Annotated in this window: 18 protein-coding genes; 14 read left to right on the forward strand and 4 right to left on the reverse strand. The window is 67.8% G+C overall.

Translation table 11 applies throughout. The features are described 5' to 3' along the window. Positions 1–101 precede the first annotated feature (101 nt). A complete protein-coding gene (locus NO889_RS14720) occupies positions 102–1,478 on the forward strand; it encodes an FAD-binding oxidoreductase (RefSeq protein ID WP_256412986.1) in 1,377 nt (458 codons plus the stop codon). A gap of 11 nt (positions 1,479–1,489) precedes the next feature. Here NO889_RS14720 and NO889_RS14725 read toward each other — a convergent pair whose 3' ends face one another. Continuing rightward, the gene (locus tag NO889_RS14725; protein ID WP_256412987.1) at positions 1,490–2,269 is read right to left on the reverse strand and encodes a DUF7847 domain-containing protein; all 780 of its coding nucleotides are present in this window, start codon (positions 2,267–2,269) and stop codon (positions 1,490–1,492) included. 167 nt (positions 2,270–2,436) lie between these two features. Here NO889_RS14725 and NO889_RS14730 point away from each other — a divergent pair, with 167 nt between their 5' ends. The 4 genes from NO889_RS14730 to NO889_RS14745 all read left to right on the forward strand — a co-directional run bounded on the left by NO889_RS14730 (position 2,437) and on the right by NO889_RS14745 (position 7,476). Then, a complete protein-coding gene (locus NO889_RS14730) occupies positions 2,437–2,706 on the forward strand; it encodes a type II toxin-antitoxin system HicB family antitoxin (RefSeq protein WP_256412988.1) in 270 nt (89 codons plus the stop codon). Next, on the forward strand, positions 2,707–2,958 hold the full coding sequence (locus tag NO889_RS14735) for a type II toxin-antitoxin system HicA family toxin (RefSeq protein WP_256412989.1): 252 nt from the start codon (positions 2,707–2,709) through the stop codon (positions 2,956–2,958). A gap of 103 nt (positions 2,959–3,061) precedes the next feature. Further along, positions 3,062–3,283 (forward strand): hypothetical protein, encoded by a 222-nt coding sequence (locus NO889_RS14740; RefSeq protein WP_256412990.1) that lies wholly within the window; start codon positions 3,062–3,064, stop codon positions 3,281–3,283. 2 nt (positions 3,284–3,285) lie between these two features. Next, complete coding sequence (locus tag NO889_RS14745) at positions 3,286–7,476, forward strand: Eco57I restriction-modification methylase domain-containing protein (RefSeq protein ID WP_256412991.1); 4,191 nt, start codon at positions 3,286–3,288, stop codon at positions 7,474–7,476. 487 nt (positions 7,477–7,963) lie between these two features. Here the strand turns inward: NO889_RS14745 and NO889_RS14750 are convergent, their stop codons facing one another. Further along, positions 7,964–8,245, reverse strand: a complete 282-nt coding sequence (locus NO889_RS14750; protein WP_256412992.1) for a DUF433 domain-containing protein — start codon at positions 8,243–8,245, stop codon at positions 7,964–7,966. A 47-nt stretch (positions 8,246–8,292) separates the two neighbouring features. Then, positions 8,293–9,012 (reverse strand): SDR family NAD(P)-dependent oxidoreductase, encoded by a 720-nt coding sequence (locus NO889_RS14755; RefSeq protein ID WP_256412993.1) that lies wholly within the window; start codon positions 9,010–9,012, stop codon positions 8,293–8,295. A gap of 261 nt (positions 9,013–9,273) precedes the next feature. Between NO889_RS14755 and NO889_RS14760 the strand changes: the two genes are divergently transcribed. The 5 genes from NO889_RS14760 to NO889_RS14780 all read left to right on the forward strand — a co-directional run bounded on the left by NO889_RS14760 (position 9,274) and on the right by NO889_RS14780 (position 15,686). Beyond that, a complete protein-coding gene (locus NO889_RS14760) occupies positions 9,274–10,761 on the forward strand; it encodes a COG1361 family protein (protein ID WP_256412994.1) in 1,488 nt (495 codons plus the stop codon). Then, complete coding sequence (locus NO889_RS14765) at positions 10,758–11,423, forward strand: ABC transporter ATP-binding protein (RefSeq protein WP_142986551.1); 666 nt, start codon at positions 10,758–10,760, stop codon at positions 11,421–11,423. The genes NO889_RS14760 and NO889_RS14765 overlap by 4 nt, the downstream gene beginning before the upstream one ends. 38 nt (positions 11,424–11,461) lie before the next feature. Further along, positions 11,462–12,562 carry an ABC transporter permease gene (locus NO889_RS14770; RefSeq protein ID WP_256413042.1) on the forward strand — a complete coding sequence of 367 codons (1,101 nt, stop codon included), beginning with the start codon at positions 11,462–11,464 and terminating at the stop codon, positions 12,560–12,562. A 115-nt stretch (positions 12,563–12,677) separates the two neighbouring features. After that, entirely contained in the window at positions 12,678–14,354 is a 1,677-nt protein-coding gene (locus NO889_RS14775; protein WP_256412995.1) for a thiamine pyrophosphate-binding protein, read from the forward strand. 99 nt (positions 14,355–14,453) lie between these two features. After that, positions 14,454–15,686 (forward strand): Zn-dependent hydrolase, encoded by a 1,233-nt coding sequence (locus NO889_RS14780; RefSeq protein WP_256412996.1) that lies wholly within the window; start codon positions 14,454–14,456, stop codon positions 15,684–15,686. A 43-nt stretch (positions 15,687–15,729) separates the two neighbouring features. Here NO889_RS14780 and NO889_RS14785 read toward each other — a convergent pair whose 3' ends face one another. Beyond that, positions 15,730–16,602 (reverse strand): DMT family transporter, encoded by an 873-nt coding sequence (locus tag NO889_RS14785; protein ID WP_256412997.1) that lies wholly within the window; start codon positions 16,600–16,602, stop codon positions 15,730–15,732. A gap of 97 nt (positions 16,603–16,699) precedes the next feature. Here NO889_RS14785 and NO889_RS14790 point away from each other — a divergent pair, with 97 nt between their 5' ends. The 4 genes from NO889_RS14790 to NO889_RS14805 all read left to right on the forward strand — a co-directional run bounded on the left by NO889_RS14790 (position 16,700) and on the right by NO889_RS14805 (position 20,504). Continuing rightward, a complete protein-coding gene (locus tag NO889_RS14790) occupies positions 16,700–17,017 on the forward strand; it encodes an RPA12/RPB9/RPC11 RNA polymerase family protein (protein WP_256412998.1) in 318 nt (105 codons plus the stop codon). 112 nt (positions 17,018–17,129) lie between these two features. After that, a complete protein-coding gene (locus NO889_RS14795; RefSeq protein ID WP_256412999.1) occupies positions 17,130–17,732 on the forward strand; it encodes an LURP-one-related family protein in 603 nt (200 codons plus the stop codon). A gap of 195 nt (positions 17,733–17,927) precedes the next feature. Next, complete coding sequence (locus tag NO889_RS14800; RefSeq protein WP_256413000.1) at positions 17,928–19,175, forward strand: ArgE/DapE family deacylase; 1,248 nt, start codon at positions 17,928–17,930, stop codon at positions 19,173–19,175. A 60-nt stretch (positions 19,176–19,235) separates the two neighbouring features. Further along, positions 19,236–20,504, forward strand: a complete 1,269-nt coding sequence (locus tag NO889_RS14805) for an amidohydrolase (RefSeq protein WP_256413001.1) — start codon at positions 19,236–19,238, stop codon at positions 20,502–20,504. Positions 20,505–20,579: the final 75 nt, after the last annotated feature.

The raw sequence follows: 20,579 nt of genomic DNA on the forward strand, positions 1-20,579 counted from the left end.
TCTCCTCCAGAGACCTTCAGAGCTCAACCACAAGGTGGCTCGGTTTGATGACGCCACCACCCCGCCGCTACCTTTTTGCCCGTCACCCGCCAGCCTCCCGCATGACCGACGCGTCGTTCCTTCGCTCGATTCTCTCGCCGGACCAGGTGTCGACGACGGACGCCGACCGCGATCACCACGGCACCGACTGGGGCACGTCGCCCGAGTCGGCGTCGCCGCCAGACGTCGTCGCCTGGCCGGAGTCGACCGAGGAGGTCTCGGCGGTGCTCGCGGCCGCGACCGAGCGGGGGATTCCGGTCACGCCCTTCGCCGCGGGCACGGGGATCGAAGGCAACGCGGTCCCGGCTCACGGCGGGATCAGCCTCGATCTGACCCGGATGGACGCCGTACTCGACGTCCGGCCGGACGACCGCCAGATCGACGTCGAGCCCGGCGTCATCGGTTCCGACGTCGACGAGGCGGTCGCCGCCCACGGGCTCTTCTTCCCGCCGCTCCCGACCTCCGGTGACATGGCGACGATCGGCGGGATGATCGCGACGAACGCCAGCGGGAAACGGACCGTCAAGTACGGGAAGGTGGGCGACTGGGTGCGCGAGATCGAGGTCGTCCTCGCGGATGGCTCCGTGCTCACGGCCGGGACGCGCGCCGAGAAGACCTCCTCGGGGTACGACCTCCGGGACCTGATCGTCGGCAGCGAGGGCACCCTCGGGGTCGTGACGCGCGCGACGCTCGCGCTCGCCGGCAGACCCGAGCGGACGCGCGTCGGGCGGGCGACGTTCGGGACGCTCGACGACGCCACCGCGGCCGCCGCGGACCTCGTCTCCTCGGGCGTCGACGTCAGCGCCGTGGAGCTGGTCGACGAGCTGAGCGCCCGGATGGTCAACGACTACGTCGGCTCCGATCTGCCCGAGGGGCCGACGCTCTTCTTGGAGTTCCAGGCCGACCACGGCCTCGAGCGGGAGGTGGAGTTCTGCCGGGCGATACTCGACGCGCACGACCCGGTCGCGGTCCTGCTCGACGGCGAGACCGACCCCGAGGAGGTCTGGAAGCCCCGCCACGAGCTGGCGGACGCGGTCCGGGCGTACTACCCCGACCTGGAGTCGCTTCACGCCGGCGACGTCGCGGTGCCGATCGGCTCCTTCTCGAGTATCGTCTCGCACGTCCACGCGGTGGCCGACGACCACGACGTGCCGATCCCGACGTTCGGGCACTCCGGCGACGGCAACGTCCACTTCGACGTGCTCGTCGACCCCGACGAGGAGGGGGCCGTCGCCGAGGCCCACGAGATCTACGAGTCGATCGTCACGGAGGCGATCGCCCTCGGCGGGACCGCCACCGGCGAGCACGGGATCGGGCAGGGGAAACGCGAGTTCCTGCCGGTCGAACACGGCGAGACCGGCGTCGCGGCGATGCGGTCGATCAAGGAGGCGCTCGACCCCCACGGGACGCTCAATCCGGGGAAGGTCTTTCCGGAGTAGGGGGAAGGCCCCTACAGCTTCGGCGTCGAGGCGTCGATCGGGTCCGCCGTCACGGAGCCGCCGGAGCCGCCGGGCGAGTCGTCGCGAAGCTGGAGGTACGCCGCGGCGATCACTCCGTACAGGGCGGTGAAGAGGACGCTCGTGACGACGCTCACGGCGACCTCCGAGGCGAGCGCGAGTCCCGCGAGGTCCAGGAGCGACCCGACCGCGCCGACCGTGCCGCCGATCCCGCCGGAGAGGACCACGAGCAGGGCGAGCTTGAGCCGGTTGCCGCGCGCGAGCGCCCAGCTCCGCTTGAGCGCGCCGATCGTCCCCTCGTCCTCGACGCCGACCGCGAACGTGAAGAACAGAAAGGAGGCGGCGAGGAAGACGCCGGGGAAAAAGAGCGCCGCGAACCCGAGCGTGACCGCGATCGACACGACGAAGCCGCCGACGACCATCGAGAGGGTCGCCCGGCCGACCCGCCGCGTGAGCAGCGCCGCGGGGAACGAGGAGAGCTCTCGCGCGGGGCGGGCGAGCGCCCGCGAGAGCGCCACGAAGTAGACGGAGCTCGCGAGGACCGCCGCGGCGAGGAGTGCGAGCCCGACCTCCCCGGAGAGGGGAAGTACCAGCCCCGCGGACTGGCCGAACTGGCCGGCCACCTCCGGGGGAAGGTAGCCGATCACCGCGGTGTTGACCGCCGCCTGGGTGACCAGTTGGATGGCGAGCAGTCCGGCGAGGAGGATGCCGCCGGTCTTGGTGAGTAACCGTCCGATGCCGTCGCTAACCGCCTGGCCGAGTTGGAGGGCCATGTCATCGAATCGATGCTACGAGCGTAATAAAACGACCGGATCCGGGGCGAGATATCTGCGGCGGTGGAGTTCCGATCGCGTCACGGTCGCGGGAGGCGACTCGGTGATAACGAAACGTTCAGGCTCGTCCAAGCTCTTATGTACCGTTCCGGTCGTATTCGAGAGTAATGGCCACGTCGACGCGAGAGAATTCCGATCACGACGGCGAGATCCGTCTCTGGCGGGAGGAAGAGTGGTGGATCGCGAAGGACGTGGAGACGGGGGTGACGACGCAGGGTGACTCACGTGACGACGCGCTGGAGAACCTCGACGAGGCGGTCGCGCTCCATCGGGGCGAGATCGGACGCGAGCCGACGGACGCGGAACTCGAAGCGTCGGGCATCGATCCGGTGGACAACTCCACGGGCGGCCGAGAGCCTCCGGACGTACTCGAGTAGATGGGGAGGCGGACGTTCTCAGGACACGAAGTGGCCAAAGTACTCGTCAACGTCGGTGGCTTCGAATGGCGACGGACGGCCGGCGACCACGCACAACTGTACTACGAACATCCGACGAACGAGGACGATCGCCGCCGAGTGACCGTTCCCTTGCACGACGAACTCCGGATCGGGACGCTCCGCGAGATCGCGGACGAAGCGGGTGCCCGGGAGTTCGACGAGTTCTGCGACTGGATCGACCGGAACGCGTAGGTCGCCAAGCACCCGACTCGACGGGAGGAAATTCCTCGTCACCGCGGGATCAGTTCTCGGCTCCTGTTCGAAGAAAAGTCTATACGGCTACCCGTATTCGTCCGTGTCATACGTGATTATCCGCGAACACGTCGGGCGGAACGCTCGGCGGGACGCCGAGCGGAGCGTCGTGGGTCCGGACCGGATCGCCGCCTTCGGCTCGGGACACGACGCGCCCGGATTCGAGGCCGGTGACGGGGTCGGCGTCGCCGACACGACGGTACCTCCTCGCGCCCTCGCCGCCAGTACGGCTCCGGACGAACGTTACGCCGCCGCTCCCGTCTAATCATGCAGCAGTCACTCACCTACCGCACGAACCGCGACCTGTTCTCGAACCACTACCTCGACGAGCACCTCCCCGAGACGGAGGCGTGGGAGGCGGTCGACGACGGGGAGCTTCGAGCCGCCCGTGAGGGGATCCTCGACCTCTACGAGAGCGAGAAGGGAACCGCTCCGAAGCGCAACGAGTCCCAACTCGAGGAGAAGTTCATCCGGCCGATGTTCCGGAAGCTTTCGATTCCCTTCGAAGTCGAGGAAAGCACCAGTCGGACGCAGCGCCGCCCGGACTACGGCTTCTTCGAGAGCGAGGACGCGGCGCGGAACGCCTTCGAGCGCCGCGAGACGGGCGGCGACTTCTACGAGGACGCCGTAGCGGTCGCCGACGCCAAACGCTGGGGACGGCCGCTCGACACGCGCGGCAACAGCGAACACGAGCGCGACTTCGAGAACCCGAGCTACCAGATCCACGTCTATCTCCAGGAGACGCCCGCCAGATGGGCGGTGCTGACGGACGGGAAGACGTGGCGGCTCTACTACGGCCCGACGAGCCACCGGCTCGACTCCTACTACGAGATCGACCTGCCGACGGTGCTCGAGGAGGGCGACCTGGAGGCGTTCAAATACTTCTATCTCTTCTTTCGGCACGAGGCGTTCCTCAAGGACGCCGGGGGCGACTGCTTCCTCGATGGCGTGTACGACGAGTCGAACGTCTTCGCGCGCGACCTCGGCGAGGACCTCCAGGACAACATCTACGAGGCGATCAAGGTGCTCTCGGAGGGATTCCTCCAGTACCCGGAGAACGACCTCGACGAAAGCGATCTGGACCTCGTCCACGACGCCTCGCTCATCTACCTCTACCGGCTGATCTTCGTGCTGTACGCGGAGGCCGAGGGGCGCGACCTGCTGGACACGGACAACGAGATCTACGAGCAGTCCTACAGCCTGAACGCGCTCAAACAGGAGGTCGCGGCGGAGCTCGACGGCGCCGACCCGAAGTATCGCGACTGGCAGGACGACCTGAGTTCGCGGCTCGACGAGCTGTTCGAGCTGATCGACCGAGGGAGCAGATCGCGGGGGATCCCCGAGGAGGACCTGTACATCCCGGCGTACAACGGCGGGCTGTTCCGGACGGACCCGGACGCGGACGACGGTCCCGAGGCGCGGTTTCTCGCGGCGCACACGGTCGGCGACGCCCACCTGGCGCGCGTCGTCGAACTGCTCACGCGGAGCGAGCAGGCGAACGGCGGCGGGAAGATATTCGTCGACTACTCCTCGCTGGACGTGCGCCACCTCGGCAGCATCTACGAGGGGCTGTTGGAGTACCAACTCCACGTCGCTGACGGGCCGCTGACGGTCGAGGACGGCGAGTACTCCGAGGCCGAGGAGGGCGAGGAGGTCGTCGTCGAGGCGGGCGAGGTGTACCTCACGACGGGCAGCGGCGAGCGCAAGGCGACGGGGTCGTACTACACGCCGGAGTACGTCGTGGAGTACATCGTCGACGAGACGCTCGGGCCGCTGGTCGACGACATCCGGGAGGACCTGGTCGGGCAGACGACCTACCGGAAGGGCGACGAGGAGGCGGGGACGTTCGCGGACGAGTTCGCGGACCGCGTCTTCGACCTCACGATCCTCGACCCGGCGATGGGCAGCGGGCACTTCCTCACGAGCGCGGTCGACTACCTCGCTCGCGAGATCATCGACGCGCAGGAGCGGCAGGCGGCCCAGCAGGGGATCGAGACGGTCGCGGAGGACCGCGACATCAACTGGGCGCGGCGGAAGGTGGCCCAGCGGTGTATCTACGGGGTCGACCTGAACCCGCTCGCGACCGAGCTCGCGAAGGTGTCGCTGTGGCTGCGGACCCTCGCCGCGGAGCAGCCGCTGGCGTTCCTCGATCACCACCTGAAGACCGGGAACTCGCTCGTCGGGAGCGACATCGAGGACGTGCTCTCGAACGGGGAGGGCGATGGGACCACGGACGGGCAGTTGACCCTCCAGCAGTCGTTCGCGCACACGCGCCAGCAGGCCCTCGAACACGTGATGGACCGGTTTCAGGACCTGCTCTCCATCGACAACGAGACGCTCGAAGACGCGAAGGAGATGGAGGACGTCTACGACGCGGTCCGCGACGACCCCCTCTATCAACACCTGCTGGCGATGGCGAACGTCCACACCGCGGAGCGGTTCGGGGTGGACGTGCCCGACGACGCCCACGAGCGGATGGCCGAGGCGCTTCGCGACGAGTCGTGGGCCGACATCGAGGGACAGGACTGGTTCGAGAGCGCGCAGGCGACCGCCGAGGAGGAGCGGTTCTTCCACTGGGAGTTGGAGTTCCCGGTGGCGTTCTACGACGAGGACGGGGACCGGAAGCCCGACGCCGGGTTCGACGCGGTGATCGGAAATCCGCCGTATATTTCCATTGTGAATTTGGAAGACGCGTTCGTTCAATATTTCAAACGCAAGTATGAGAGCGCCAACTACGGTCGAACAGATATCTATCTCCCGTTTATCGAAAAAGGAATCGAGATCGCAGACTCTCAAGGACGCTCTTCAATGATTGTTCCCGATAAGTGGCTCGTATCGGATTATGGGGAAACACTCCGGACAAACGTACTGAGAGATAATACGGTTGAGCAGATAGTTGATTTACGTTCTCAGAACGTTTTTAGTGATGCTACAAATTCACCTATCATATATTTGATTAAAAATCAGAAAAGTCAGACTAAAACAACCTTCTATTCCGGCGTACCAGGGTGGAATTACACTGGAAAGTACAGTATTAGCCAAAATATATTCAAAAATCTCAATGACAACAAAATAATAATTGGTCTAACGGAAGAAGAATGGGATGTCTGTCTGAGTTTAAGAGAAAAATCTTGGATAATTGATGATTTCATGTATGTGAGTTACGGTGCCCAGCCCGGCCTACTTTCCAAGTTTGTATTGGACTCGAGAGACGCAGCAATAGAGCAGTGTAAGAGTCTTGGATATGGCGATATTGTAGAATCAGTCGTTGAGCCATTTATAAAGGGCAGACATATCCGCCCGTACTCGATCAATCACGGCGGCGAGTATCTGGTATATCTACCGGATGAACTTCACCGTCCGGCATTTCGAGAACTGTTTGATTTAGATAAGATCGCGATGAGCGAGGTAGCAACCACGCTAAAAGCAGCTTTCGATGAAGAGGGATATTATGGAAATGAAACAGTTGTTTTTCTGGTGAAATATTGGGATTTATTCGCGGCTGACGTTGATCGGACAGGTCGTACCAGTTTCCCTAACCAGAGCCAGATACCAGATTCGACACGGAATATAAATATGAATTATATTACCACTCTGTTAAATTCAAAACTACTGGAATTTTATTTTGAATCGACTATGGCAGAGTTTCTTCACGTGTATCCAGACGATATCAGAGAGCTTCCAATATATAAGATCAATATGTCAAAATCAGTTCAGAGTGAGAAAATCAGTAGATTCAGATCGCAGTATAATACACTAAATGTTAGCGAATGTATAGAAGAGCAGAGTGGCCTGACGGATAGAGAAACACACGATGTGTTAGCATTTCTTGGAGAGGAATTAGCTGCCACGAAAAAAGAAAAGCGAGAGTACAATCTCACCTTCCTCGACTATCTCGGCAACTATGAAGCCGGCCCGAACCTCCCCGACATCGGGCTCTTTCAGCCGACCAGATCGAACATCCTCGACGCGACGGCTGAAGAGTACGAGAACCTCCGCGTCGGCGAGGTGCGCGCCGAGCGCGACAGCACGAGCGTCACGGTGTCGGCGACGGCCCGCTACAAGCCCGACGACGAGGACGCCCACGAGACCGACACCTACGGCTACACCGAGACGGACTTCTTCGAGGCGTTCACGCTCGTGGATCTGACTGAGAACGAGGCCGCGCTCGTCGAGGCGTTCGTCCCGGTCGCCGTCGAGGAGGCCGGCGGCTTCGCCGGCTTCCGCGAGAACGCCACCAAGACGAACTCGCTTCTCGACCGCCTGAAGGCGATCACCCTCCCCGACCCCGACGACGTCGCCGATGACCTCCGGCGATACGTCGAGACGAAGGACCGTGCCGACGAACTCGACGCGAGGATCGAGAAGACCGACGAGTTGATCGACGAGATCGTCTACGACCTCTACGACCTGACGGACGAGGAGATCGAGATCGTGGAGGAGGCGGTGGGGGAGTAGCGAGTCGGACGCGACCGAGCGAAGCGAGGTCGCGCCTTTTGGTCGAGCTTTTTCCGTGAGTGGTCGTGAGCGAAGCGAACGACCCGACTCGGAAAAAGGTCGGACTGAGGAGATCGAGATCGTGGAGGAGGCGGTGGGGGAGTAGCGAGTCGGACGCGACCGAGCGAAGCGAGGTCGCGCCTTTTGGTCGAGCTTTTTCCGTGAGTGGTCGTGAGCGAAGCGAACGACCCGACTCGGAAAAAGGTCGGACTGAGGAGATCGAGATCGTGGAGGAGGCGGTGGGGGAGTAGCGAGTCGGACGCGACCGAGCGAAGCGAGGTCGCGCCTTTTGGTCGAGCTTTTTCCGTGAGTGGTCGTGAGCGAAGCGAACGACCCGACTCGGAAAAAGGTCGGACTGAGGAGATCGAGATCGTGGAGGAGGCGGTCGCGGAGTATCGGGAGGCGGTCGCTTTCTCGACGTTCTCGTCCGCAAGGATCCGATACGCCATCACCCGCGGAGGGCGTCGGGATCGGTAGTCAGGTGCTCGTGATCCCGAGCGGCCGCCCCGCGCTGACGTTCGACGGCACGCATCTCCTCCGGATGGTCGTGGTAGTAAGTGAGCGCGCGGTAGACGTCGGCCACGTCGACGTCGTGACGATCGGCGACCGTCCGCGGTTCGAGACCGCGGTCTTCGACCTGCGTTTTGATGAACTCGACGGTGATCCGCCGACCCTCCAGATGCGGTTCGTCGTGTAGCTCGCGCACGATCCGCCTCGCGACTTGGCTCATACGGGTTCTACGACTCCACCGTACTTGAACGTCGGGTCCGAGACGGATCAGACGAACTCCGAGGGCCGCGGCCCGTTCGTGACGTGGACCTCGAACGGCTGGGTGCCGACGTCGTCCCGCTCGACGAGGTGCCAGTACGTCTCGGCCAGCTCGTCCGGATCGAGGAACGTCTCCGCCCCGCGGTCCGGCTGCCGCTCGCGGGCCTCGGGCGAGTCGATCTGCCCGTCGATCACGACGTGGGCGACGTGGACCCCCTCCGGGCCGAACTCCTGGGCGATGTCCATCGCCATCCCGCGGGCGGCGAACTTCGCGGCCGTGAAGCCGATCGCCCCGCCGCGGCTCCGCACCGCGGAGGTCGCGCCCGTGAAGATCACCGTCCCGCCTCCCGTCTCGAGCATGTCCGAGATGGCCTCCCGCGAGCAGACGAACGCGCCGCGCGCGCCGACGGCCCACGCCTCCTCGAACGCCTCGACGCTCGTGTCCATGAGCCCCGTCCAGGAGGCCGCGCTCGCGTGGTTGACGAGGACGTCCACGGGGCCGAACGCCTCCCGGACCGCCGCGAACCCCTCGCGAACCCGGTCGACGTCGGCCAGGTCGACGGGGACCGCGAGCCCCTCGCCCGGCTCCGGGAGGTCGGCCGCGAGCTCCTCGATGTACCCCGCCGACCGGGCGAACAGCGCGACCCGGCACCCCTCGGCGGCGAACTTCCGTGCGATCGACGCTCCGAGCCCCGGACCGGCGCCGGCGACGACCACTGTGCGCGTCATGGCCCCGCGTACGCGCCGCGGGGTGAAAAACGCGGACCCGGACGGCCGGGAAACGGGTCGGGACGACCGGGGAGCGAATCCGTATGAACGGGGGCCGCGGGATCGAGCGACGCTCCTCGGGGAAGACGATTTAACGGAGGGCGTTCTCCGGAGACGCGTGCAGCGCGAAGCCCTCCCACGACGCGCGTTCCGTGATCCGGACGTACAGACACCCAGTCCCTCGCGCCTGTCGATCCGCCGGCCGATCGGTGTGGTGGGCGAATGAACCGCCTCCGATTCGGCTCGGCCGCCGCCGGCGTCCTCCTGGCCTGCGCCCTCCTCGCGGGGTCGTTCGGCGGGACCGCGGCGCTCGCCTCGGCCGACACCCCCGCCGTACAGGTCTCCTCCGTGACCGCGTCGCCGGACTCCCCGGTCGTCGGCGAGACCGTCGCGATGGAGACGACGATCGCCAACCTCGAGGGGACCAACGGGACCGTCGAGATCACGGACGTGTACTTCAGGGACTGGCCGACCGAGTTCGAACGCGCCGAGAACGTGGGCTCCGTCGCCCCCGGCGGAAGCGTGACCGTACCGGTGACGACCGTCTTCGACGAGCCGGGCGAAAAGCGGATCACCGTCAACGTCGTCGTCAGGGACGAGGCGGGCGACTCCCACTCGTACTCGTACCCCCTCGTGGTCGACGTCGAGGAGCCCGACGCGGACGGGGGCCTCTCGATGGATCGAAACGCCTCCGGAGAGACCGCCGTGACGCTCACCAACTACGGGAACGTGGACTTCACCGACGTCGAGGTCGCCGCCGTGACCGGGGACGACCGCCGGGACCGACGACGCGCGCTCGACGTCGAGCCCGGCGGCGATCGGACGGTCACGTTCGACACGGAGGAGTACGACAGGGCCGATCTCGCGTTCGTCGCGAACTACGCCGCGAACGGCGAGACCTACCGGGTCAGGCGTGCGTTCGGCGAGACGCCCGACGTACGAGGCGGCCTTTCGGTCGACGAGAACGACCCGGACCGGGCGACGGTCACCCTCGACAACTACGGGAACGTGGCGTTCTCCGACGTCGAGGTCCGCGTGTTGACCGACGGCGAGGTACGCGATCGGCGGTTCGTCCGAGACGTCTCGGCCGACGGGAACCGGTCGATAACGTTCGATACCGAGGGGTACGACGCCGGGAGCGTCACGTTCGCCGCGAGGTACCTCGCGAACGGCGAGACGCACGAGGTGACTCGCGAGGTCGCCCTCGAACCGGAAGTCTCCGGGGAGATACGCCTGACCGCCACGGAGGCCACGCAGCGCGGCGGGAGCGTGTCGATCGACGGCGAGGCGGCGAACGTCGGCGGGACCGACGCCGAGTCCGTCCTCCTGAACGTGCGGGACGCCGACGGCGTCACGCCAGACGACGGGGGCGGTGAGTACTTCGTCGGTGCGGTCGACGCCAGCGAGTTCGCCACCTTCGAACTCGCCGCGTCCGTCGAGAACGGAACGTCGGAGGTCCCAGTCGAGATCTCCTATCTCGTCGACGGCGAGCGGGTCACGACGACGCGAACCGTGACCGTCTCCTCGACCGGGCTCCCGCCGACGGGAGCCGCGACGGGCGCTCCCGACGGCGGCGGGCCGTCCGGAGGCGGCGGAGCTCCGCGGGGACCGCCGGGCGGGTCCGGGCTGCCGACGGTCCCGATACTCGTCGGAGTCATCGCCGTGATCGGTGCCGCCGGCGGGCTCTATTACCTCTGGAACCGCGAATGAGCGTCGTCGAACTCCGCGGCGTGGGCAAACGCTACGAGAGCGGTGCCGAGATCATCGACGCGCTGAAAGGCGTCGACTTCTCGGCCGAACGCGGCGAGATGGTCACCATCACCGGTCCCTCGGGGAGCGGCAAGAGCACGATGCTCAACCTGATCGGCCTGCTCGACGAGCCCACCGAGGGGACCGTGTCGCTCCGAGGGCGGAACGTGACGGACTTCGGCGAGGACGAGCGCACGGAGGAGCGCCGCTCCGCGCTCGGGTTCGTCTTCCAGGACTTCCACCTCCTCCCCATGCTCACCGCCGTCGAGAACGTCGAACTCCCCTCGATGTGGGACACCTCCGTCGACCGGCACGACCGCGCCGTCGACCTGCTTCGCCGGGTCGGTCTCGGCGACCGGCTCACGCACACGCCCGACGAGCTGTCGGGCGGGCAGAAACAGCGCGTCGCGATCGCCCGGTCGCTCGTCAACGAGCCGGAGGTGCTCCTCGCGGACGAGCCGACGGGGAACCTCGACCAGGACACGGGAGGGACCATCCTCGACGAGATCACGCGACTGAAAAACGAGGAGGACCTCGCCGTCATCGCGATCACGCACGACGAACAGCTGGTCGAGTACGCCGATCGCGTCGTTCGGCTCGTCGACGGGGTGACGCGAACGTGAGGATCGCCTCCCTCCTCTGGCGGTTCCCGAGCGTGTTGATGGCGTGGCGCAACCTCGGGCGGAACAGGCTGCGAACCGCCCTCGCAGCGCTCGGGATCGTCATCGGCGTCGTCGCCATCTGTTCGCTGGGGATGGCCACCGTCGCGCTCGAACAGCAGGCGACCGCACAGATCGGCGACCTCACGAACGAGGTGACCGTCTCCTCGGGGGCGGACAGCGACACGGACGGGGTGACGGGAGAGCAGATCGAGGAGATGCGGGCGATCGTGACCGACGCACGGGTGATCCCCCAGAAGACGAACGCGACGACGCTCGAGGCGAGAAACGGCATGGAGGCGAGGATGAGCGTGACGGGGGTGACCGACGCGAGCGCGCTGTACGACCTCACCGAGGGGGAAGCCCCCGAGCGGTTACAGTCCGGCGCGTTGATCAGCAACGCCACGGCGGACAGGCTCGGTCTCGAGTCCGGCGATCCAGTCGAGTACGACGGGCGGATCTACCGGATCCGCGGGTTCATCGAGTCGGAGCACTCGTTCGGCTTCGGCGGCGGGGACCTCGTGATCCCGGTCTCGGGGCTCGCCGACCAGCGACACTACGACACGGTGACGATCATCGCGGCCGACGGCGACGCGGCCGGTCGGATCGGCGACCGGCTCGACACCCGGTTCAACACCGAGGAGGACGAGGAACTGCGCGTCACCACGTTCGGGAACCGGGCACAGGTCGGCGGGTTCCTCGACACGCTGTCGCTCGCCCTGCTGGGGATCGGGGGGATCTCGCTCGTCGTCGCGAGCGTCGCCATCCTCAACGTGATGTTGATGAGCACGGTCGAACGCCGCGGGGAGATCGGCGTGCTCCGGGCGGTGGGGATCCGTCGTGGCGAGGTGTTGCGGATGATCCTGACCGAGGCGACGCTGTTGGGCGCGCTCGGCGGCCTGATCGGCGCGCTCGTGTCGCTCGCGACGGGGATGGTGCTGTTTCACGTGATCACGGGCGACGCGACCGGCGCGCTCGGGTGGGCGAGCTCGCGGTACCTGGCGTACGGCTTCGGGTTCGCGGTGGCGGCCAGCGTCCTGAGCGGCGTGTATCCCGCCTGGAAGGCCGCGAACGAGTCCCCCGTGGAGGCGCTCCGCGGCTGAGCGCACGCCGCCGACGGTGGCAGCGGTGGCGACGCCGCCACCGTCGACCGCTCGTTCGTCGGCCGGGCGTTCCGAGGCCCAAATCGTTTTTTCGGTCGGGCGAGACCCTCCGAGCATGGCAGTCACCGGGGCGGAATATCTGGTCGACGCGTTGGAGGAGTACGGCGTAGAACACGTCTTCGGAAATCCCGGAACGACGGAGCTGCCGACCGTTCAGGCGGTCTCGAACAGCCCGATCGAGTACGTCCTCGCCCTCCACGAGGACGTCGCGACCGGGATGGCTGCGGGATACGCGACGGCGCGACGGTACCACTCCCATCACGACGACTCGGTGAACCCGCTCGGCGTCACGAACCTCCACGTCGCGCCGGGGCTCGCCCACGGCGTGGGCAACGTCATCGGGGCCGCCTTCTCCGGCTCCCCCCTTCTCGTCACCGCGGGCAACTACGACACCGACTTCCAACACGAGGAGCCCATCCTCCACGGCGACCTCGAGGCGCTCGTCGACCAGTACACGAAGTGGAGCGCCTCGATCCCCTCCGTCGAGGCGCTGCCGGCGATGCTGCGACGGGCGGTGCGACAGGCGCTCACGCCGCCGACCGGCCCCGTCTTCCTCGAGTTACCGATCGACGTGATGACGGACGAGACCGACGCCGACGTCCAGCGGCTCGGTCCGATCCCCGACGCGGGGCGCGGCGACCCGGACGCGGTCGCGGCCGCTGCACGGCTGGTGGCCGAGGCCGACGAGCCCGTGATGGTGATCGGCGACGAGGTCGCCCGCTCGGGACCCGACGCGATCGCGGCCGCCGTCGATCTCGCGGAGGCGGCCGGCCTCCGGGTCCACGGCGAGTTCATCACCGCGGAGTCGAACTTCCCGACCGACCACGCCCTCTGGGGCGGGACGGTACCGGGCACCGAGTCGGGCTTCGTCGGGACCGTCGACGGCGACACGGTCGTCTTCGTCGGCTGCGGCTCGGCGACGACGTCGCTCGCACACGACGAGGAGCTGCTCCCCGACGCGACGATCGTCCAGATCGGCCCGGACGGCTGGGAGCTCGGGAAGAACTGGCCCGCGGACGCGTCGGTGCTCGGCGACCCCGGACACGTCCTCCGGGAACTCACCGAACTGCTCTCCGAGGACCTCTCCACGGGCGAGCGCGACGATCGGCTCGAACGCGCCCGCGAGCGCGTCGCGGCGATCCGCGAGTCCCAGCGTCCGGCCGATCCCGACCCGGACGACCCGCGGGCCTCGAAGGGCCAGCTCGGCGAGGCGATGGCCGAGGCCGCCGCGGACGCGCTCGTCGTCAACGAGGGCGTCACCGCGGGGCACGCGGTCCGGTGGAACGTCCCGCTCGGCCCCGAACAGTGGATCGGGAACAAAAGCGGCGGGCTCGGCTACGGGCTCCCCGCCGCGATCGGCGCGGCCATCGCCGAGCGCGAGCGTCCCGACCCCCGCGACGTCGTCGCGTTCATCGGCGACGGCTCGTACTTCTACTACCCGCAGGCCATCTACTCGGCCGTGCGACACGGCGTGGACCTCACGACGGTCGTGGCCGACAACCGGAACTACCGGATCTTGAAGGACAACACGCTCCGGGTGCTCGGCGGCGAGGAGGGCGACCACGACTTCACCGCGATGGACTTCGAGCCGCCGATGGACGTCCCGGCCAACGCCGAGAGCTACGGCGCGACCGCCGAGCTCGTCGACGACCCCGGCGCGATCGCCGACGCGATCGCGGAGAGCCGGAGCCGGGACGGGCCGACGGTCCTCGACGTCGCCATCCACGACTGAGGGGCGAGCCGTCCGCCCGCCCCCGTCGGTCGACGATCGACTCGCCGACCCGACCCGCCGGTCGCCGGATTTAGTTACCCCTCCGACGCAGTGGGAGGCATGGTCACCATCGACCCCGAGCGGTTCAGGGAGACGTTCGAGCGGTACTCCGAGATCGGCCGAACCGACGCCGACGGCCTCCACCGGCTGGCGCTCTCCGAGGAGGACCGGGAAGTGCGGGACCGCTTCGTCTCGGATCTGGAGGACCTCGGGCTCGAGGTACGTATCGACCGGATCGGCAACACCTTCGGGCGTGCGGAGGGGACGGATCCCGACGCCGAGCCGGTGCTCGTCGGCTCGCATCTCGACTCGCAGCCCTACGGCGGGCGATTCGACGGGCAACTGGGGGTCCTCACCGCGCTGGAGACGCTCAGGACGTTCGACGACGAGGGCGTCGACCACCGCCGGCCGATCGAGATCGTGAACTGGACCAACGAGGAGGGGTCGCGGTTCAAGCCGGCGCTGATGGGCAGCGGGGCGTTCACCGGCGAGCTCGACCTCGAGGAGGTCCTCGAACACGCCGACGCCGACGGCGTGACCGTCGCCGAGGCGCTCGAGGAGATCGGGTACCGGGGCGAAGCGCCGGCGGAGCCGCGCGAGCCGTACCACTCCGCGCTCGAACTCCACGTCGAGCAAGGGCCGAAACTCGAAGACCAGGGCCTCTCGGTCGGCGTCGTCGAGGGCGTGTTCGGGATGGCGTGGCTCGAGGTGGTGGTCCACGGCGACGCCGACCACGCCGGTCCCTCGCCGATGTACTCCCGGAAGGACGCGCTCGTCGCCGCCTCGGACGTCGTCGGCGCGGTCCGGCGGCTCTCGAACCGCCTCGCCGACGACGTGGTCACGACCGTCGGGGAACTCGAGGTCGAGCCGGGATCGATCAACGTCATCCCCTCGGAGGTCCGGTTCACCGTCGACGTGCGCAGCTACGACGACGCGGTCGTCGGCGACCTCGTCGAGGCGGTCGAACGCGAGGTCGAGGCCGCCTGCGAACGCGAGGGCGTCGAGTACGACCTCGAGGAGATCTGGCGGATCCCCCACACCGAGTTCTCGCCGCTCGTCGCCGAGACGGCGCTTGCCGCCGCCGACGACGTGGGCGCGTCCCACCGGGCGATGGTGAGCGGGGCGGGTCACGACGCGAGCTACGTGAACGAGATCACGGACACCGCCATGCTGTTCGTGCCGAGCGTCGACGGGAAGACCCACAACGAGGCGGAGTTCACCGAGTGGGCGGACGCCGAGGCGGGCGCGCGGGTGTACGCCGAGACGGTGGAGCGGCTGGCGAACGCGGAGTGAGACGACGCGGAGGCCGGCGGACGCGGAGTGAAGGCGACTCGCCTCAGAGCGCGATCAGCGTCACGCCGGCCACGGCGAGCAGCGCCGCGATCAGGCGGACGCGGAAGTAGCGCTCGCCGAGCAGGACGCCGCCGAGGACGACCGCCACGATCGCCTGCGTGTTGATCACCGGCGAGGCGATGCTGGCGGGCAGCGACGCGAACGCGAGCGTCGTGACGTGTTCGCCGACCGCGACGATCCCGCCCGCGGCGGCCAGCTTCGGGAGGTCCGTGCGGACCCCCGTCGGCGGGTGACGGATCGCGCTCGGAAGCAGGACGAGCGCGACGCCGAGTAAAAGCAGCGGCACCCACAGCGTCTCGGGGAGCGCGAGCTCCTGGAGCGCGACGCGCTTTCCGAGGTCGCTCACCGCGTAACACATCGCGCTCACCAGCGCGAGCTGGGCCGGCCGCGAGCGAGCCGCCTTGCGGAACGGTTCGAGGAGCCCGCCCGGTTCGTAGTTGGCGACGTACACCGCGAACGTCGCGACGACGACCCCGAGCACCTGGACGGGACGCAGCACCTCCCCGAGGAGCGCCACCTCGAGCGGGAGGACGAACATCGGCACGACCTTGTTGATCGGCGCCACGTACGACACCTGTCCCTCGTCGATCGCCCGCAGGAAGAGGACGAACGCGAGCGCGGTCGCCGCGACGGTGAGCGCGACGATCCCGACCTCGGGGAGTCCGAACGCGTCGAGCGCGGCGAGGGATCCCTCGCGGTCGGCGAGGGTGACCGGGGCGTACCACGCCAGCGCGAACGCGTTGATACGGACGGTGAGCGCGGCGGCGGAGTACCCGTCGAACCATCGCTTCAACACGAAGAGGTAGACGCCCCAGACGACGGCGGCGACGACCGCGAACCCGAGGCCGAACTCCATCGCTCGCCCGGACGACCGGGCGATTCAAGAGGCGTTCGATCGGGCGATGGATCGGAAGTTAACACGTATATCCGAGGACCGTGTGCTCCCGTCGTATATGCGATTCTGCGACGAGTGCGGTTCGATGATGCGTACGGAGGGCGACGCGTGGATATGCCGCTCCTGTGCGAACGAGGAGCCGCGGGACTCGCTGGCGGAAGCGGCGATGACGACGGAGGACGTACAGCGGGACGACGGGGCACCCGCCGTGGCCGACGTGACCCAGGATTCCACCGAGACGACGCAGGAGCCGTGTCCGGCCGACGACTGCGACGGCGATCGGGCCCACTACGAGATGATGCCGAAGCCGGGCGGTTCCTACGAGGTGCGCTTGTTCACCTGCGTCGAGTGCGGCCGCAAGTGGCGCGAGTCCTGACGGCGCATCTCGCGAACCTCGCCGCGTGAAACGGTGATCCGGCACTCACCGTTCGACTCCGCTCCCGCGGCCGAGCGGAACCTTTTTGCGGCCCGTGACGCCCCGTTAGCCCATGGCCGATCCCTCCACCTCCGAGTCGTCGCCGAACCGCTACGACATCTCGACCGTCGACCTGACCGACGACCGCTACGAGGTCAAACAGTCCGCGATCCGGAACAAGTACACCGTTCGCGACGGGGCCGGCGACGTCGTCCTCCGCGGGAAACAGAAGCTGTTCAAGATGAAAGAGGAGTTCCCGTTCGTCACCGGCGACGACGCGGACGCGTTCACGGTCAAGGCCGGCGGCATCCTGGACGTCGCCGGGAACTACGCGATCATCGACGCGGGGACCGGCGAGGAGGTCGTCGTCCTCGACGAGGACTTCTCGCTTTTCGTGGAGAACTGGACGATCCGCGACCCCGAGACGGGCGAACCGCTGGCGACCATCCGGTCGAAGAACAAGCTCCTCTCGGCGCTCCGACACCTCGTCGGGGTCGCGAACCTCGTCCCGAACAAGTACGAGATATTCGACGCCGACGGCGACCACGTCGGCGACATCGAGGGGAAGCTCTCGCTGCGGGACGCCTACACGGTCAGCATCGACGACGCGGGCGGCGTCCCGAAGGAGGCGGTGGTCGCCGCCGCGTGTATCCTCGACGCGCTCGAAAACCAGTGAGGGAGGCGGAGTCACCGGCGACCGATCGCGCCGGTGAGCCGCCGTCTCCTCGCCACTCGATCGTCGACCGCTCGGCTCCCGGCCGCCCGATCGTCGACCGCTCGTCGACCCCATCCTCAGCCCCGTCTCGTGTGATGCGGTACCGCGCCCCCGGATCCGAAATCTGTTATGGGTGGTCGTGGTACCCCCGGTAGAATGAACGTCCGCGAAGACGCGTTACGGGAGACGATCCGCGAACTGGTTTCCTACGAGAGCTATCCGGGCGAGGAGGCCGCGGTTCAGGCGTGGTTCCGCGAGCACCTCGCCGACCTCGGCTTCGAGGTGTACGAGTGGGAGCCCGATCCGGAGGTGCTGGCGGCACACCCCTCGTTCCCGCCGATCGAGACGCTGGACCTGGAGGACCGACCGAGCCTCGGCGGCGTCCTCGAACTCGGCGACCCCGACGCCGGGCCGACCGTCGTGTTGAACGGCCACGTCGACGTGGTCCCGGTCGACGAGGACTCCTGGACGAAACCCCCGTTCGACCCCCGCTGGGAGGACGGCCGCCTCTACGGCCGCGGCTCGCTCGACATGAAGTCCGGGCTCGCCGCCTGCGTCTTCGCCGCGCTCGCCGTCGAGGCGCGCGCGGACGAGCTCGGCCTCGACGGCCGGATCGTCGTCGAGGGCGTCGTCGGCGAGGAGGAGGGCGGGATCGGCGCGGCCGTCGCCGCCGAAAAGAACCCCTACCCCTTCGAGCGCGACGCGGCGATCATCGCCGAGCCCACCGACTTCTCGCTCGTCGTCGCCGCCGAGGGGAGCCTGATGAAGCGGCTCGAGGTGTTCGGCGAGTCGGCACACGCCGCCCGCACCTGGGAGGGCGAGTCGGTGCTCCCGCACTTCGAGCGGATCCGCCACGCGTTCGAGGACCTCGAACGCGAGCGCGCCGAGCGCGTCACCCACCCCCTCTTCGAGGCGTTCGACAACCCGTGGCCGATCAACTTCGGCACCGTCGAGGCCGGCGACTGGGCCTCCTCCGTCCCCGCACACCTCACCGCCGAGATCCGGATCGGCGTCGCCCCACAGGAGACGGTCGCGGGGGTCGAATCCGAGTTCCAGCGGCGACTCGACGAGGTCGCCGCCGAGAGCGAGTGGCTCTCGGAGCACCCTCCCACCTTCGAGCGCTTCTCCGTCCAGTTCGAGGGGTCCGAGGTGGAAAGGGACGAGCCGGTCGTCGAGCGCGTGGCCGAGGCCGCGAGCGACCGCGGCATCGAGCCGAACTACGAGGGGTTCACCGGCGGCACCGACGCCCGCCACTACCTCGACGCCGGGATCCCCACGGTCGTCTTCGGGCCCGGCTCGGTCGACCTCGCGCACACGCCCGACGAGCACATCGAGTGGGACGACGTCCGGCTCGCGAGCGAGATCATCGCCGACGCGACCGCGTCGACGCTCGAGTCGTACTGATTTCCGGCCGGAACCGCCGCTCGGTCAACGCTTAACTCGCGCTTCCGCCAACCCCTCCCCGTGAACGCGAAATCACGGTCCCGACTGATCGAGTTGCGTCGCGACCTCCACCGGCGGCCGGAGATCGGCTGGCGCGAGTTCTACACCACGGGTCGGATCGTCGAGGAGTTGGAGGACATCGGTCCCGACGAGCTGTACGTCGGCCGCGAGATCCACCGCGAGGAGCGGATCCGCCCGCCCACCGACGACCAGTTGGCTCGCGCCCGCGAGCGGGCGCTCGAGACCGGCGTCGACGAGGACGTGCTCGAGCGGGTCGCGGACGGCTACACCGGCGCGCTCGCGGTCCTCGAGCGGGGCGAGGGGCCGACCGTGCTGGTGCGCGTCGACATCGACGGGCTCCCCCAGTCGGAGTCCGAGGACCCCGATCACGTCCCCGCCGCGGAGGGGTTCCGGTCGGAGTACGGCGAGCGCATGCACGCCTGCGGCCACGACGCGCACGCCGCCATCGGCGTCGGCGTCCTCGAGGCGGTGGCCGAGAGCGACTTCGAGGGAACGCTGAAGGTGCTCTTTCAGCCCGCCGAGGAGCTGGGCGCGGGCGCCGCGTCGGTCGTCGGCAGCGGCCACTTGGAGGACGTCGACTCCCTTCTGGCCGTCCACGTCGGCCTCGACGTCGAGACGGGGGTCGTGATCCCCGGCATCGAGTCGTTCCTCGCGATCAACGGCTTCGAGGCGACCTTCGAGGGCGCGCCGGCCCACGCCGGAAACAGCCCGCACGAGGGCGCACACGCCATCCAGGCGTTGTCGACCGCGGTCGGGAACCTCCACGCGATCCCCAGACACGGCGACGGCGCGACCCGGATCAACGTCGGCGTCGTCGAGGGCGGGACCGCGACGAACATCGTGCCGGAGTCGGCCTCGCTCCAGGGCGAGGTCCGCGGGGCGACGACGGAGCTTAGGAACTACGTCGAGGACCACGCCGCCCGCGTGCTTCGAAGCGCGGCCGAGGCCCACGACTGCGAGGTGGACGTGTCGTTCCGCGACGGCGCGCCGAGCGCCGAGTGCGACGACACGCTCGTCGACGCCGTCTCGGCGGCCGCGGCGGGACGCGACGCGACGGTCACGCCCGACGAGGGCGACGCCCTCGGCGGCAGCGAGGACGCGACGCGGCTGATGCGGGCGGTCCAGCGGAGCGGCGGCGACGCGACCTACGTCGGCTTCGGCGCGAGCAACCCGACCGGCCACCACACCGCGACGTTCGACGTCGACGAGGCGGTCATCCCCCTCGCGGTCGACACCCTGGCGGACATGGTCCGGGCGCTGTCGGCGTGATCGATCCGCATGCGAACGCTTATCGACGTCGGTGGAGACGGCGAAGCAAGGTGATGTCCATGGGACGTGACGACA

The sequence above is a fragment of the Halorubrum rubrum genome, from assembly GCF_024494685.1.
Lineage (GTDB): Archaea > Halobacteriota > Halobacteria > Halobacteriales > Haloferacaceae > Halorubrum > Halorubrum rubrum.